This is a genomic window from Hyphomonas sp. (assembly GCF_041398385.1).
Lineage (GTDB): Bacteria > Pseudomonadota > Alphaproteobacteria > Caulobacterales > Hyphomonadaceae > Hyphomonas.
In genome coordinates this window covers 167,832-182,989 of the sequence record NZ_JAWKUW010000001.1, presented here as the reverse complement: position 1 = coordinate 182,989, position 15,158 = coordinate 167,832, and the positions used below count along the sequence as shown (strand labels likewise).

Genomic DNA, 15,158 nt, shown 5'->3' with positions numbered 1-15,158 from the left:
TTCAGTCGCCTTCGCACACGGCGTATTGGGCCGAGCAGGTCATGGCGCACTTTACGAGCGACCGTTCAGCGGCCGTCGGTGCCCGGCCCTCCGCCTCGACGGCGTCACCCATCCGATTGAGGGCGTCGAGCCCGGCACAGGAGCAGTCGCATGATCCGGCGGGGGCGCCGAGACCCGCCTTGATGGAAGAGAAGTCAGGCTCGCGGTCCTCTTCGCTGGCGCGCTTCGCTTCCTGCGTGATCGCGGCGGCCGCGCCTGACAGATCCGGCGGCAGACGCTTGGCGAGATCGGATTCAAGGTCCGCCCACGGATCGGCGGGCATGGTCGCACCCGTGTCGTTCATGCGGGCCATCGGGGCGGAAATGGCGAACCGTTCCCGGCCGGAATACTTGACGTCCAGCGTCGGCTGCGATTGCTGCATCTGGGACGGCGTCAGCGAATAGGGATCGACAAAATCCGCTTCATAGCTGGCAATCAGCAGCCGCGGCGTGAAGCTGTGAATGGTCACACGTCCGGATGGGCGGAACTCCCGCTGCGGTCCGGGCAGGGAATCTTTCGGCCCCATCGCGTAGAGGCGAGAGCCGTCTGCGCCGGTCGTATAGATGTCCACACCTTCGAGCGTGCCGGTAAATCCATAGTCGATACGGGGCATGCGGATATACACGTCGTCTCCGGCTTCGATGGTATGGTTTCCGGAAAGATAGGCGGACTGCACGGCCGCGCTGACGTCGCCGATGCTGCCGCCTGCGGTGAGGATCTGGTCCATGATGCCGCCGGACCCGCTGGTCCCGAACGCGGCATCCACGGCCTGCGGGGCAAGGCCGAGATGGATATTCATCTCGGAGTCCGTGCGGTCGATCTGCATGGCGAACGCTGCGTTCCCGGTCAGTTGGTCGCCTGCCGCCAGGACGCGTTCCTGAACGGCGTCCTCCCGGCCGTCCGGCCCGGGATCGCCCGTCGTGCCCTTGCGCGGTGCGGCGGCCGTCTCCTTCTGCCGGGTTCCGGCGGTCGCCTGCAAGGTGATCGTCACCGGCCTTGTCCGTTCCGCGGGATTGGCGGCATTCGTGACAATGAAGATGGCGGGATCCTTCGGGTCGGTCACGAGGCCGGGCCAGAGGCCGGCATAGACCTTGGCCTTCGGATCCCAGTCCTGCCGGATCCTTCGCGTCAGGATCTGCCCATTATCGGTTCCCACCCACACCTGGTCGGTCTCCGCTTCCACGGCGGTGTCGATGTGCAGGTCGAAGGCAAGCGCCGCGTCCGCGCCGGCGGGCACCACCTGAACGCAGATGCCGGCCATTTCGGGTAGCTTGACGGTCTTGGTGTCCGAATTCTGGCCCGGCCTGAATGGCAGGGTCACGCAGTCGCCGAAGAACATTTTAAGCCACGCGGCCCGCGATATGTTCTGCTCGGAATGGCGGTGCTCCCAATAGCCGGCAAGCGTCGTCAGGAAGCGCGCATAGGTCTCGTCGAGGCGCCCGCCGAACGCTGTCGGATTGACCAGCGATTCCTTCAGCCAGCGGAGCTCCTCCCAGGGTTTATCGCCCTTGTTCTCCGTCGCCAGGAGTTTGGCAAGGTAAGAGAAGTCCGCCTTTTCGGTGCCCGGTCCGGGCAGGCCCGCTTCCGTCCCCGCTTTTCGGCGCGCCCAGACCTCCGCAAGGTAGCGCCAGAAGGAACTGGTGCGATAGCCCGCAAACGGGTTGGACGTCTCATCGTCACTCTCGGCCGGCAGCGGCTCGCTATAGAGGCGCCCGCCAAACTGTTTCTGCTGGCTGACGTCCGGAATGAAGAGACGGTTGGGGGCTATGCTGGTGCGTGCCGGATAGGTCTCGAACAGGTAGAGTGCGATGGCCTCTGCCGTGCCTTCGCTGATCCAGTTTCCCGCCGGATTGGGCTCGATCGCCGGATTGTCGTCGAACAGGTATTTGGTCCGGTCCTGCACCGCGTGGAAAAGCTCATGAGCGCCGGTGATATAGGCGGCGGGCAGGATGAGTTTCTCATCCTTCGACAGCGCCAGCCTCCGGTCGATGGTGATGACGTCATAGGTGCCGGTCGTGAATGTCCAGCCTGTATTATTCGTCAGCCCCCGAATGTCGCCCAATGCGAGGGCAATCTCGTCGAGATAGATGCGGTAGCAGGCCTTGCATGTCTCTGTCTTGATCACTTCCAGCGCGGGCGCCGGAAAGCCCATGTCCTGCATCTGGCGTGCAGCATAAGAGAGGAAAGCTTCCAGCTTCCGGACTTCCGAGTCCCCCGGCAGGCTGTCTTCGTCGTCCGACGTGAAGAGTCCCGAATCGCCCTTGTAGACGTCAATTTGTGTCGTCGGCCATTTTTCGGCGTGCGCCTGCAGGACAGGACCGAACAGCGCAAGAAGGGCGACCAGAATGGCCCGCATCCGCAGAAACTCCACTTTGGCCCGAATGGTCAGGCTGGCGCCGGCCTTGTCAAGCAATTCACGAGGAAAGGGCGCTAGTCCGCCAACACCCGCGGCAGCTTGAACGTCACCGTTTCCTTCGCCGTCTCCACGCTGTCCAGCGTCACATCGAAGCGCTCGCAGCAGGCATCGATGACGCCCTGGACGAGGTCTTCCGGCGCGCTCGCCCCGGCCGTGAGGCCCACCGTCGTGACGCCTTCGAACCAGGCCCAGTCGATGTTTTCAGCCGCGGCGATGAGTTCGGACCGCTTCGCTCCGGCGCGCAAGGCCACTTCCACCAGCCGCTTGGAATTGGAGCTTGTCTCCGCCCCGATCACCAGCACCAGGTCAGCCCCGGCGCCGATCACCTTCACGGCCTCCTGCCGGTTGGTGGTGGCGTAACAGATGTCTTCCTTGTGCGGCGTCGAGATGCCGGGAAAGCGCGCCTGCAGCGCCGCCACGATGTCGGCCGTATCGTCCACGCTGAGGGTGGTTTGCGTCACGAAGGCGAGATTGGCGGGGTTGGCCGGCTCGAACGCCATGGCGTCCTCCACCGTTTCGATCAGCGTGATCCGCCCTTCCGGCAGCTGGCCCATCGTGCCGATCACTTCCGGGTGGCCCTCATGCCCGATCAGCACGATTTCCTTGCCCTCGCGGTCATGCCGCTCGGCCTCGACATGCACCTTGGAGACCAGCGGGCAGGTGGCGTCGACATAGATCATGTTGCGCCGCTGGGCCTCCGCCGGCACCGATTTCGGCACGCCATGGGCCGAAAAGATCACCGGACGGTCCTCCGGGCAGTCTTCCAGCTCCTCGACGAACACCGCCCCCAGCGCCTCCAGGCGCGAGACGACATGGGCATTGTGCACGATTTCGTGGCGCACATAGACCGGGGCGCCCCATTTCTTCAGGGCTTCTTCGACGATCTGGATGGCGCGGTCGACCCCGGCGCAGAAGCCGCGGGGCGTCGCCAGCCTTATGGTCAGGGGGCGCCTTTCCGTCATTTCATCTCGTCTCCGGTTGCCATGCCCGCCCACCTGCCTTAGCGGCGTTGCACAGGGGCGCGTAGCCCTTTAACACAGGCCGGGCAACCAAGAGATGGACCCGGCTGGCCACCCGGCCAAGAAGGACACTGAGACGCATGCGCATTTTCGTACCGATCCTCGCCCTGGCGCTGCTGGCCGGCTGTTCCAGCACGAAAAAGATCGCTGACACGTTTGATACACGCCAGAACGCCGGTGCGTGCCCGGCTGCCGGCTCTCTGTATGACGCCGCGCGCATCGTCCAGTTCGATGGCGCCGGCGACGTCTATTCCGACATCGCCTATACCGGCGAGATCATCGATGTGCGCACCTTCTGCCGCTACACCGGCGACAACCCGCTCGAGGCCGAGCTGGAGCTGGAATTCGCCTTCGGCAAGGGCCCGGCCGCCACCGGCCCGTCCCACGACTTCACCTATTGGGTCGCCGTCACGCGCCGCAGCGGCAAGGTGCTGGCCAAGGAACACTACACCGTCCGGGCCGACTTCCGGAATGGGGCCCTTCTTGACGGCAAGACCGAGAAGCTTAACCGCATCCGCATCCCGCGCGCCGATGAAACCATTGCCGGGTCCAACTTCGAGATCGTCGTCGGGTTCGACCTGACGGACGACCAGCTCGCCTTCAACCGAGAGGGCAAGCGTTTCCGGATGAATGCCGGGCAATAGACCATGGCTAGCCTGACGAGAGACCTGTCGGCGGCCGCAAGTGCCGCCTTTGAGGCATTGGGCCTTGAGGCGCGCTGGGGCGAGGTCCGCCGCTCCGACAAGCCGGAATTCGCCGATTTCCAGTGCAATGGCGCCATGGGCGCGGCCAAGGGCGCGGGCAGGATCCCGCGCGATGTTGCCGCTGAGGTCGCCGCCGCGCTGAAGGCGCACCCGATGGTGCTGTCGGCCGAGGTCGCCGGGCCGGGCTTCATCAATATCCGCGTCTCCGACGAGGCCCTGTCAGGCCGCGCCGAGGCGATCCGTGCCGAAGCCATGGCCGGGGCCGAACCGGCGGCGGACCCGCAGGTCACCGTGATCGATTTCGGCGGCCCGAACGTCGCCAAGCCCATGCATGTCGGCCACCTGCGCTCGGCCGTGATCGGCGACACGCTGGTGCGCATCCTCCGCTTCCTCGGCGACACCGTGACGGGCGACACCCATCTCGGCGACTGGGGCCTGCAGATGGGCCATCTCGTCACCGAACTGCAGGACGAACAGCCGGACCTCATCTATTTCGACGCCTCATACACCGGCCCATACCCGGACGAGCCGCCGGTCACCATCGACGATCTTGCCCGCATGTATCCGGCGGCCAGCGCCAAGGCGAAGGACGACCCGGCGCGCCTTGAGCGCAGCCAGAAGGCTGTCGCCGAACTTCAGGCCGGCCGGGCAGGGTATCGCAAGCTGCTGCGCGACTTCATCGATGTGTCGGTCGCCGCGCTGAAAGTCGACTATGAATTCCTCAACGTGCATTTCGACCTGTGGAAGGGCGAAAGCGATGTCGACCATCTGATCCCGGAACTCGTCCAGCGCTTCCGCGATGCCGGCCTTGCCGTGGAAGACGACGGCGCCACCATCGTCCGCATCGAACGCGACAGCGACAAGAAGGACATGCCGCCGATCATGCTGATCAACAGCCGCGGCGGCACTGGTTATCACACGACTGATCTTGCCACGATCCTCGACCGGATGGACACGCTCCATCCGACCCCGGAGCGTATGCTGTACGTGGTGGACCAGCGCCAGGCGCTGCACTTCGAACAGGTCTTCCGCGCCGCCGGCATGGTTGGCCTGATTGAAGAAGACAAGCTCGAACATATCGGCTTCGGCACGGTCAACGGCCCGGACGGCAAACCTTTCAAGACCCGCGAGGGCGGCGTGCTGCGGCTCGCCGATCTCAACGCCATGGCTTTTGCCGAGGCCGAAAAGAAGATCATCGAAGCTGGCAAACTGCCGGAAGACATGAGCAATGCGGAGCGCGACGGGGTTGCTGCAAACGTCGCGCTGGCGGCGCTGCGTTTCTCGGACCTGATGAATACGCGGACCACGAACTATGTCTTCGACATCGATAAATTCACGAGCTTCGAAGGCAAGACCGGGCCATATCTTCTGTATGCTGCCGTGCGTGTGAAATCGCTCCTCCGCCGCGCCGCCGAAGACGGAAATGAGGCGGGCGCCATTGTCATCGCCCACGATGCCGAACGCGCGCTGGTGCTGCAGCTCGACCAGTTTGCCGCGGCCTGCCTTCAGGCCCGCGAGAAGCGGATGCCGCACGTTCTGTGCGAACATCTCTACAATCTCGCTCAGGCTTTCAGTGCCTTCTATGCGGCGCTACCGATTGCTGCCGAAAGCGACGCCGCCACCCGCGCCAGCCGCCTCGGCCTCGCCTCGGCCGTCCTCAAACAGCTCGGCACCGGTCTCGACCTCCTCGGCATCCGCGTGCCGGAGCGGATGTAGGGTTCTCCTTCCGCCGCGCTTCCGGTCTTCATCCTCCACCGCTTGCGGGGGAGGTGGCCGCGAAGCGGACGGAGGGGACTATCCCCGCATTCTCCACCCCATCCTGCTACAACCATTGCCGCAAAAATAAATCCATCCAACACCTCCGTGTCCGGACGTATGATGCAGGCCATGTCGCTGCTGCATCCACCTCCCGGCTTTCCGGCTCTGCTGGTTCCCATCTGGCCCCTGATCTGGGTCCAGGTGTTGCTCCTGCGCGCTCAGATGCGGGCGAAGTACGGCAAGGGCGTCCAGTATCACTGGAGCGTCACGCCCTGCGGCCGGGTCTGGCTCACGTCGATCGACTGGATTCCCGGTCAGGCCGCACAGGCATGGCTGGCGCCTGCGCATCCAAACGCCCGCATCGCTGCCGCGCTGGATGGACGCTGGGCGACCGCGAAGCCCCTCTCCCTTGCAAGCGCAAGGGAGAGGGGACGCGCAGGTTCCGCGAGCGCTGTACGTGCGGCAATGCCTGCGCCTCTCATCCCCAACCCCGTCTCCCCGAGGAGAAGGGGCTTGCCCGTGCCGGACTCCTAGGCCGAAACCGCTCCCGAAAACCCATCCCGCTCCCAAAGCGCCTTCACGGGCGTCGCAGGCGCAGGCGGATTTTGAGTTGCCTCAAGTCCGCCGTCTTCCCACCTGAGACAATGCACACGCATTTCAGGAATGGAGGACACCCATCATGGCCCAGAAGAAAGCCAAGGCGATTGCGGGCCCGGCATCCCAGGCGAAAGACGGGGTCGAGTGGGAACTCGCCTCACAATGGGCGAAAGGCTGGAAATTCCTGAAATGGTCGGTGACGGCGCTGATCGTCATCGCCTTCTTCGTCGTGATCGGGCAGGGCTTCCTCTATTACCGCATGTTCGATGACGTGCATCCCGGTCTCGGCTACGCCTATATCGTCATCCTCGCCCTGATCCTTGGCATTCTCGTCGGGCGGCCATTGATCTCGTTCCTCGCTATGCCAGTGGCTGCGCGCCCGCCCGCCATCGTGATCGATCCGAAGAATCCGGACCCGAAAGCGCTTGCCGAACGCCTGAAATACGACCTGAAATACCTGAAGATGCTGGACGCCAATCCGCTGGTCGCCGAGGAACGTCCCGCCATCGCCGAAGGCATCGCCAGGGGCCGCGCCCTGCTCGACCGGGCGGGCCGGGCAACAAATGCCGACGCCCTGATGATCTCGGCAGACCTCGAAGCCTTCGAGAAGGAGCATATCGAGGCGCTCCTGAAGCCGCTCGACAAGCAGGTGGAGTCCCTCATCCACGCGGAAGCCGTCGGCGTCGGCGTCGCCACCGCCGTCTCGATGAACGGTACGGTGGATGCCTTCATCGTCCTCTGGCGCAATGCCAATCTCGTCGCGCGCATTTCCCGCATCTATTTCGGCCGCCCACACCTGATGGGCAGCCTCCGCATCCTGCGCGATGTCGCCGCCATCGTCGTCGTCAGCCGCGCCCTTGAGGATGTGACCGACATTACCGGAGACGTCATCGGCGGCCTCCTCGGCCGGATGGGCGGCCTCGTCGCCGGCCCTCTGATGGATGGCGGCATCAATGCGATGATGACCCTCAAGCTCGGTTATCTCGCCAAGCGCCGCTGCCGCAGCTTCAAGGGCTGGTCGGCCGGGCAGGCGAAGGCCATCTCCGAAGAGGCGCTGGAAGGCGTGAAGAAGGAATCGGGCTCGGTCGTGACGGACCTCCTGAAAGCCTGTGGCGGGCTCACCTCCCATGCGGCCCGGGCAACCGAGAAGGCACTTGCCGGCTCGAAAAGCGCCTGGGGCCTTGTGCAAAGCTGGTTCGGCGGCGGCAAACCGGCCGGCGCCTAGATTTGACCGCGCGCTGTGCAGGAGTAGAGAGGCGGCATGATGAAACGAATCCTGTCCGCCTGTCTGGCGCTCTTCGCCGTCCTCGGCCTCTGGCTCGGCCTCGCTGTCTGGCGCACCTCGGCCAGCACCAAAGTGCCGGTCATCCGCAGCGGCCAGGACCTCGCCCTCCCGGCGGCCGAAAACCCGCTCCGGGTCATGATCTGGAACATCGGATATTCGGGCCTTGGCGAGGAATCGGATTTCCAGGCTGATGGCGGCAAGATGCTCCAGCCGCCCTCCGTCGCGACGGTCCGCAAGAACCTTGCGGGTATTCAGGATGTCCTGCGAAGCGCCGATGCCGATTTTGTCCTGATGCAGGAAGTCGCCGCGCCGGGATTTCTCACCCGCGGCGTCAACGTTCTGGGCGGGGTCCGGGCGGCCCTGCCGGACTATGCGATGACCTTTTCCTCGGACATCCGCACCTTCCTGTTCCCGCGCCCGATCTCCCTGAAACACGGTATGGCGACCTTCCGCCGGGTCGGCGCCAGTGAAACTAATATTCATCGTCTCACCGATGAGCCCGGCGCGATTTCAGGCTTCATCCGGCGCCGTTATCATGTCCAGGCAACCGAATTTTCCGCGGGCGGGCAGGACTGGGTGATCATCGACGTTCACCTTTCCGCCTTCGATGAGGGCGCGAGTACGCGTCTTACCCAGCTCCGCGAAGTACTGGATATTGCGGAAGCCTATTATGCCGACGGAAAGGCGGTCGTGATGGGCGGGGACTGGAACATGCGCCTCGCTGCCACGGACTTTCCCTATACCAGCGACGAATCCGCCCTGTTCTGGGTGCATGACTTCCCGGCGGACCAGTTGGCCGATGGCTGGCAGCTGGTTTTTGACCCGGCGGTTCCGACGACCCGTACTAATGAGCAGCCTTTCAGCGAAGGCGTAAACTACCGCACCATCATCGACGGGCTGGTCGTCTCGCCGAATGTAAATGTCGTCGCGGCCAAGGGAATCGAGCTGCATTTCAAATACACAGACCACCAGCCGGTCGTGTTCACGCTCGAACATAAATAGGCATCTGCCACCAGATTATGCAGCCTGTGGATATGCGGCTGGCGCGCGGAGGACGGCGCTTGCTGGCGTCCGGAATCCACGCTAGCAGGGGGGCAGTTCAAGTTCCTCCCGGGAGAGAGCGGGTATCGAGCCCCGCCGCCGAAGGCGCAACCGCCCCGGAAACGCTCAGGCAAAAGGGCCGGGAGAGAACCAACACGCTGGAAAGAGGCGGGCCTTGCGGTGCCGCCTCGCCGAAGGAGCAAGCCCGGAGTTCGCGGGCGGAATCTCTCAGGCGCCGAGACAGCGGGGGCGACGTTTTCGCAGGCCGGGCCTGCTGACGTCTCCTGTGACGAGGGCGCCAATGGCCGAAATGAGCACCGAAGAGCTGAAGCGGACCCCGCTTTACGACCTGCATGTGGACTGCGGGGCGAAGCTGGTGCCGTTCGCCGGCTATGAAATGCCGGTCCAGTTCCCCATGGGCGTGATGGAGGAGCACAACTGGACGCGCCAGCATGCCGGCCTGTTCGACGTCTCCCACATGGGTCCGTGCTTCCTGTCGCTGGAAGAAGGCATCGGCGGGGGCGATGAGGCCCATGCGAAGATCGCGGCCATGGTCGAGGAACTGGTGCCGAGCGACATTGCCGGCCTGAAACAGGGCCAGGCGCGCCTGACGGTGCTGCTGAACGAAGAGGGCGGCATCCTCGACGACCTGATCATCACCCGTCCCATCGGCGACGAAGCCCAGGGCAGCCTCTACATCGTCGTCAACGGCGCCATGAAGGCGCAGGACTGGGCGATCTTCGAAAAGGCGCTCGCCGGCCGCGCCGTGCTGACCCGCGCCGACGACCGCATCCTGTTCGCCCTGCAGGGCCCGGAGGCGTGCGACGTGATGAAGGACTTCTTCCCCGGCTGCGAAGACCTCTCCTTCATGCACCACATGCCCTTCGAGCTGAACGGCACGCGCTGCATCGTCTCGCGCTGCGGATACACCGGCGAGGATGGCTTCGAAGTGCTGGTGAAGCCTGAGGCCGGCATTCCGCTGGTGCAGGAAATGATGACCGACGAACGGGTGAAGCCCATCGGCCTCGGCGCGCGCGATTCGCTGCGCCTTGAAGCCGGGCTGTGCCTCTATGGCCATGACCTGGACCCCACGGTCTCCCCGATCGAGGCGGATCTCGGCTGGGTCATCCAGAAGAAGCGCCGCGATGCCGGCAACTTCCCCGGTGCTGCGCGCATCCTGAAAGAGCGCAGCGAGGGCCCGGCCCGCAAGCGCGTCGGCATCAAGCCGCTGGAGCGCGCACCGGCCCGCGAAGGCACCGAGATTTTCATCGGCGACGAGAAAGTGGGCATCGTCACCTCCGGCGGCTTCGGCCCCAGCGTCGAACATCCGGTTGCAATGGGCTACGTCGCCACCGCACACGCCGCCACCGGCACCGAGGTTCAGCTGATGGTGCGCGGCAAGGCGCGCCCGGCCGTCATCGCCGACCTTCCCTTCGTCCCCCACAATTACAAGCGCTAGGAGCCAGACCCATGACCCGCTACACGCAGCCCACGACCTTCTTCACCAAGGACCATGAATGGGTGACGGTCCATAACGACCTCGCCACGGTTGGCATCACGCACTATGCCGAAAACGCCCTCGGCGACATCGTGTTCGTGGAACTGCCGGACGTCGGCAAGGAATTCGCGCCGGGCGACGACATGGCCGTCGTGGAGAGCGTGAAAGCCGCTTCCGACGTCTATGCCCCGATCAGCGGCAAAGTGGTCGAAGTGAACAAGACGCTGACCGACAAGCCGGAAACTGTGAACGAGTCGCCGACCGAAAAAGGCTGGTTCTGCGTCCTCGAAATCAAGGATGGCGGCGAGATTGCCGGCCTGATGGATGAAGCTGCCTACAAGGCCTATTGCGAAACCCTCTGAGGCCACGCCCTCACTGACGGAGTACGGGAATGCGATATCTCCCCCTGACTGCAGACGACCGCGCGGAGATGCTGAAAACCATCGGCGCGAAATCGGTCGATGATTTCTACGCGGATGTACCGGAGGCCGTGCGCCTGCACGGCAAGATCCACGGCTTGCCGGACCATCAGGGGGAACTCGCCGTCGAGCGGCACCTGTCGAAACTGGCGGCGAAGAACCGCGCGGCCTCGTCTGGCCCGTTCTTCGTCGGCGCCGGTGCCTACAAGCACCATGTGCCGGCCAGCGTGGACATGATCATCCAGCGCTCCGAATTCCTGACGACCTACACGCCCTACCAGCCGGAAATCGCACAGGGCACGCTTCAGACCTTGTTCGAATTCCAGACCCAGGTGGCCGCGCTGACCGCCATGGATGTGGCCAACGCCTCCATGTATGACGGCTCGACCGCCTGTGCCGAGGCCGCGGTCATGGCCGCCCGCGCGACGCGCCGGAAGAAGGTGATCCTCTCCGGCGGCCTGCACCCGCACTATGCCGCCGCGACGAAAATGATGTGCGAGGCGCAGGGCCTCGAAGTCGTCCAGCTGCCGACGGCGGTGGACGGGGAACTGGACCTCGCCAGCGCTGTGGACGACGCCACCGCCTGTGTCATCGGCCAGTCCCCGAACATTTTCGGCACGGTGACGGATCTTTCGCCCGTGGCCGAGGCCGCGCACGGCAAGGGCGCACTGCTGGTGTCTGTGTTCACCGAAGCGGTTTCGCTCGGCCTCGTCACGCCGCCCGGCGAAATGGGCGCGGACATTGCCGTCGGAGAAGGCCAGTCCATCGGCAACGGCCTGAACTTTGGCGGACCCTATGTCGGCCTATTTGCCTGCCGCGAAAAGCTGGTGCGCCAGATGCCGGGGCGCCTCTGCGGCGAGACGGTCGACGCCGACGGCAAGCGCGGTTTCGTGCTGACGCTGTCGACCCGCGAACAGCATATCCGCCGCGACAAGGCGACCTCGAACATCTGCACCAATTCCGGCCTCTGCGCGCTGGCCTTCACGGCGCACATGACGCTGCTGGGCGGTAAGGGGCTCGAACAGCTCGCCGTGCTGAACCATGAAGCGGCCTGCGACCTCGCCGATGCGCTGGCCGCCGTGCCGGGCGTCGAGATCCTGACGCCACGCTTCTTCAATGAGTTCGCCTTCCGCACACCGATGAGTGCCGAAGCCGTGCTCGCCATGCTGGACGAAGCCGGCATTGTCGGCGGCGTCCGCGCCAGCCGCCTGTTCCCGGGCGACCATCTCGGCGACGTCATCCTCTGCGCCGCCACCGAGTGCACGACGGCCGAAGATATCGCCGCCTACGCCGCCGCGCTGAAGGAGATCATCTGATGACCATGAACAATCAAGGCCGTCCCACTTCTCCGGAGTCTGTCGTCATGTCTTCCATCGAAACCGTGTCCGGTTCGCGCGGCCTGTTGCAGCATGAAGGCTTGCTGTTCGAGATCGGTACGCCGGACACGACCGGCGTGGACCTGCCTGCGCCGAAGGGCACGAAGATCCGGCTCGGCGGTGCGGTGCGCAAGGTGCCGACCGGCCTGCCGGGCCTGTCGGAGCCGCAGGCGGTGCGCCACTATATGCGTCTTTCCCAGAAGAACTACGCCATCGACCTTGGCCTGTTCCCGCTGGGCAGCTGCACGATGAAGCACAATCCGCGCCTCAATGAGAAGATGGCGCGCCTGGCGGGCTTCGGCGACATCCACCCGCTGCAGCCGCAGGCAACCGTTCAGGGCGCGCTGGAACTGATCGACGAGCTGGCCACCTGGCTGAAAGTACTCACCAACATGCCTGCCGTGGCGATGAGCCCGAAGGCCGGCGCGCATGGCGAATTCTGCGGCATGATGGCGATCCGCCAGGCGCTGATCGCGCGCGGCGAGGGTGAGACGCGCAAGCGCGTCCTCGTGCCCGCCTCCGCTCACGGAACGAACCCGGCGACCGCCGTCCAGTGCGGCTTCATCGTCGACGAGATCAAGGCGAACAAGCGCGGCCGCGTCGACATGGACGATCTGAAGTCGAAGCTTGAGAAGACCGACGACATCGCCGGCATCATGCTGACCAATCCGAACACGTGCGGCCTGTTCGAGACGGACATCCGTGAGATCGCCGAGCTGATCCATGCGGCAGGCGGCTACTTCTATTGCGACGGCGCGAACTTCAACGCCATTGTCGGCCGCGTGCGTCCGGGCGACCTCGGCATCGATGCCATGCACATCAATCTTCACAAGACCTTCTCCACCCCGCATGGCGGCGGCGGACCGGGCTCCGGCCCGACCGTGCTGTCCGAAGCGCTGGCGCCTTATGCGCCGGTGCCGTTCGTGGTGAAGGACGAAGACGGCGTGTTCCGCCTGGTCGAGGACATTGACGGTGAGGCGAGCGAGAGCTTCGGCCGCATGGTCGCCTTCCATGGCCAGATGGGCATGTTCGTCCGGGCGCTGACCTATATTCTCAGCCATGGGGCCGATGGCCTGAAGCAGGCTTCGGAAGATGCCGTGCTGAATGCGAACTATATCCAGGCACGCCTCAAGAAGACGATGAGCCCGGCCTTCGACGGCTATTGCATGCACGAGGCGCTGTTCTCGGATGCGTTCACGGCAGAGGGCATCGAGACCATCGACATCGCCAAGGCGCTGATAGACGAGGGCTACCACCCGATGACCATGTACTTCCCGCTGGTGGTGCACGGGGCGATGCTGATCGAGCCGACGGAGTCCGAGTCGAAAGCAGAACTCGACCGTTTCTGCGATTCGCTGGAATCGATTGCCCGGCGTGCGGCGCAGGGTGATGAAACGCTCAAGGGTGCGCCTTATCTCGCTCCGATGCGGCGCCTTGATGAGACAAGGGCCGCCCGTAGGCCGGTGCTGAAATGGGAACCGCCAGCGCCCGAGACAATCGCGGCGGAGTAGGCGGCTCAGGCCGGCTCCAGCAGGTCTCGCTTCTGGTAGAATATCTGCTCCCGCATCTTCGAGAAGAAGCGGATGGCCGGGCGTTCGAGGAAGCGATAGGTCAGCGCCGCCGTCACAAGGCTGGAGGCCAGGCAGGCCACAATGAAGGCCACATTGTCCAGCGGCCCTTCATGGCCGAGACGGAAGACCGGTGCCAGCGCGTCGATCTTTCCCAGGAGGTCGAAAATCCGCCGCATCGCGCTCATCACGATCATGTGGATGAGGTAAAGCGAGAAAGACCAATCGCCGAGGCGCACCATTCGGCGCAATATGCCTTCAAAGAAAGGTTGTGTGCGGAGCAGCAGCGCCGGCGCACCCTGGCCGAGCAGCCAACCGAACCAAAGGACGATCAGCATGGCGATGCCGCCGACAATGGTCGACAGCAGCGTCGCATCGCGCCGCAGCGCGTCTGGGCTCGCCTCGTGCAGGCCGAACATCTGGTAAACGCCGAGGGCGGCGAGCAATCCTGCCGCCGCCGGGATGAGCCAGGCGATCCGGCCGCGCGCTTCCAGGCTCGCAACGCCGTAGATCAGGACCGCACAGGGCAGGCCGAACCAGAGAACCCGCCCCCATTTGAGCGTGAACTCCGTCTCCATTCCCTGATAACAGAGCGCGACCGCCAGCCACAAACTGGCGCCCAGTGTCACGACGCCGGCGCGCCACACAAGGCCTGACGTCACCGCCAGACCGGCCGCAGCGCCCAGGATGAATTCCATGGTCATGGGATAGAAGATCAGGTCGCGATAGGTGCCGGCATAGGGAACGGCATAGCCGACGAGTGTGCCCGCGATGATGGTCAGGCCCCAGACGCCGATAAGGGCTGGCAGCCATTTGCGGGGCAACAGCATCAGCAGGGTGAAGGCGATGTAGAAGTACATCTCGTGCACGAGCGTCCAGCCGACGCCCAGCACCGGGAATGCCGGTTGCGGCTGAAGCAGAAATGATCTCACAAGGTAGGAAACAGCCGGCACCCCTTGCGATGCCATGCCGAAGCCTTCGGTCCCGTGCGCGGCGAAGATGTAGACAGTCATGAACCCGGCGAATGCCCACCAGACGGGAAAGATCCGCGTGGCGCGCGCGAACAGGAAATCTGCCGCCGGCTTCACCCCATGGCGCATGCCGTCGGTGACATAGACCATGATGAAGCCCGAAATCACGAAGAACAGGTCGACCCCGGCATAGCCATTGGTCAGCGCGCCACCCGTCAGGGTCTGTTCGGTTGCGCCGTTGCCGGCAATGCCGAGTCCTTCCAGCGACCGGATATGGAAGAGCACAACCAGCAGTGCCGCGAGGCCCCGGAGCACCTGGATGGACCGCAATTTCATTCTACGCCTCGCTGTCCGGGCCCCCGGTTACTGCTCGCAGACACAGGGTGTAGCAATCGCGCAACGAGCTTGCCAGACTTTCGACACATCTTGTTGATTTCACTGGCAGCAATATTGCTGAGATCCCATAT

At 64.4% G+C, this 15,158-nt stretch carries 11 protein-coding genes and 1 riboswitch; of the genes, 8 read left to right on the top strand and 3 right to left on the bottom strand.

Annotation, left to right across the window (positions count from 1 at the left end; all coding sequences use genetic code 11):
• Position 1: 1 nt before the first annotated feature.
• Together R3C13_RS00875 and ispH are read right to left on the bottom strand one after the other, a co-directional pair.
• Positions 2–2,395, bottom strand: a complete 2,394-nt coding sequence (locus tag R3C13_RS00875) for a hypothetical protein (protein WP_371308901.1) — start codon at positions 2,393–2,395, stop codon at positions 2–4.
• Positions 2,396–2,469: 74 nt separating this feature from the next.
• Positions 2,470–3,417 carry a 4-hydroxy-3-methylbut-2-enyl diphosphate reductase gene (gene ispH / locus R3C13_RS00870; protein ID WP_371308900.1) on the bottom strand — a complete coding sequence of 316 codons (948 nt, stop codon included), beginning with the start codon at positions 3,415–3,417 and terminating at the stop codon, positions 2,470–2,472.
• A gap of 137 nt (positions 3,418–3,554) precedes the next feature.
• On the opposite strand from ispH, the gene R3C13_RS00865 reads away from it, so the two are divergent.
• The 8 genes from R3C13_RS00865 (at position 3,555) to gcvPB (ending at position 13,663) form a co-directional block, all read left to right on the top strand.
• Entirely contained in the window at positions 3,555–4,118 is a 564-nt protein-coding gene (locus R3C13_RS00865) for a hypothetical protein (RefSeq protein WP_371308899.1), read from the top strand.
• 3 nt (positions 4,119–4,121) lie between these two features.
• Positions 4,122–5,894 carry an arginine--tRNA ligase gene (argS, locus tag R3C13_RS00860; RefSeq protein ID WP_371308898.1) on the top strand — a complete coding sequence of 591 codons (1,773 nt, stop codon included), beginning with the start codon at positions 4,122–4,124 and terminating at the stop codon, positions 5,892–5,894.
• 721 nt (positions 5,895–6,615) lie between these two features.
• On the top strand, positions 6,616–7,758 hold the full coding sequence (locus tag R3C13_RS00855) for a YcjF family protein (RefSeq protein WP_371308897.1): 1,143 nt from the start codon (positions 6,616–6,618) through the stop codon (positions 7,756–7,758).
• Positions 7,759–7,794: 36 nt separating this feature from the next.
• The gene (locus R3C13_RS00850) at positions 7,795–8,820 is read left to right on the top strand and encodes an endonuclease/exonuclease/phosphatase family protein (RefSeq protein ID WP_371308896.1); all 1,026 of its coding nucleotides are present in this window, start codon (positions 7,795–7,797) and stop codon (positions 8,818–8,820) included.
• Positions 8,821–8,919: 99 nt separating this feature from the next.
• A riboswitch (glycine riboswitch) is annotated at positions 8,920–9,011 on the top strand.
• A 149-nt stretch (positions 9,012–9,160) separates the two neighbouring features.
• Positions 9,161–10,318, top strand: a complete 1,158-nt coding sequence (gcvT, locus tag R3C13_RS00845; protein WP_371308895.1) for a glycine cleavage system aminomethyltransferase GcvT — start codon at positions 9,161–9,163, stop codon at positions 10,316–10,318.
• Positions 10,319–10,329: 11 nt separating this feature from the next.
• A complete protein-coding gene (gcvH, locus tag R3C13_RS00840; protein ID WP_371308894.1) occupies positions 10,330–10,719 on the top strand; it encodes a glycine cleavage system protein GcvH in 390 nt (129 codons plus the stop codon).
• A 29-nt stretch (positions 10,720–10,748) separates the two neighbouring features.
• Positions 10,749–12,092 carry an aminomethyl-transferring glycine dehydrogenase subunit GcvPA gene (gene gcvPA, locus R3C13_RS00835; RefSeq protein WP_371308893.1) on the top strand — a complete coding sequence of 448 codons (1,344 nt, stop codon included), beginning with the start codon at positions 10,749–10,751 and terminating at the stop codon, positions 12,090–12,092.
• Complete coding sequence (gene gcvPB / locus R3C13_RS00830; RefSeq protein WP_371308892.1) at positions 12,092–13,663, top strand: aminomethyl-transferring glycine dehydrogenase subunit GcvPB; 1,572 nt, start codon at positions 12,092–12,094, stop codon at positions 13,661–13,663. The genes gcvPA and gcvPB overlap by 1 nt, the downstream gene beginning before the upstream one ends.
• A 5-nt stretch (positions 13,664–13,668) precedes the next feature.
• Here gcvPB and R3C13_RS00825 read toward each other — a convergent pair whose 3' ends face one another.
• Positions 13,669–15,027 (bottom strand): acyltransferase family protein, encoded by a 1,359-nt coding sequence (locus R3C13_RS00825; protein ID WP_371308891.1) that lies wholly within the window; start codon positions 15,025–15,027, stop codon positions 13,669–13,671.
• Between the last annotated feature and the right edge of the window lie 131 nt (positions 15,028–15,158).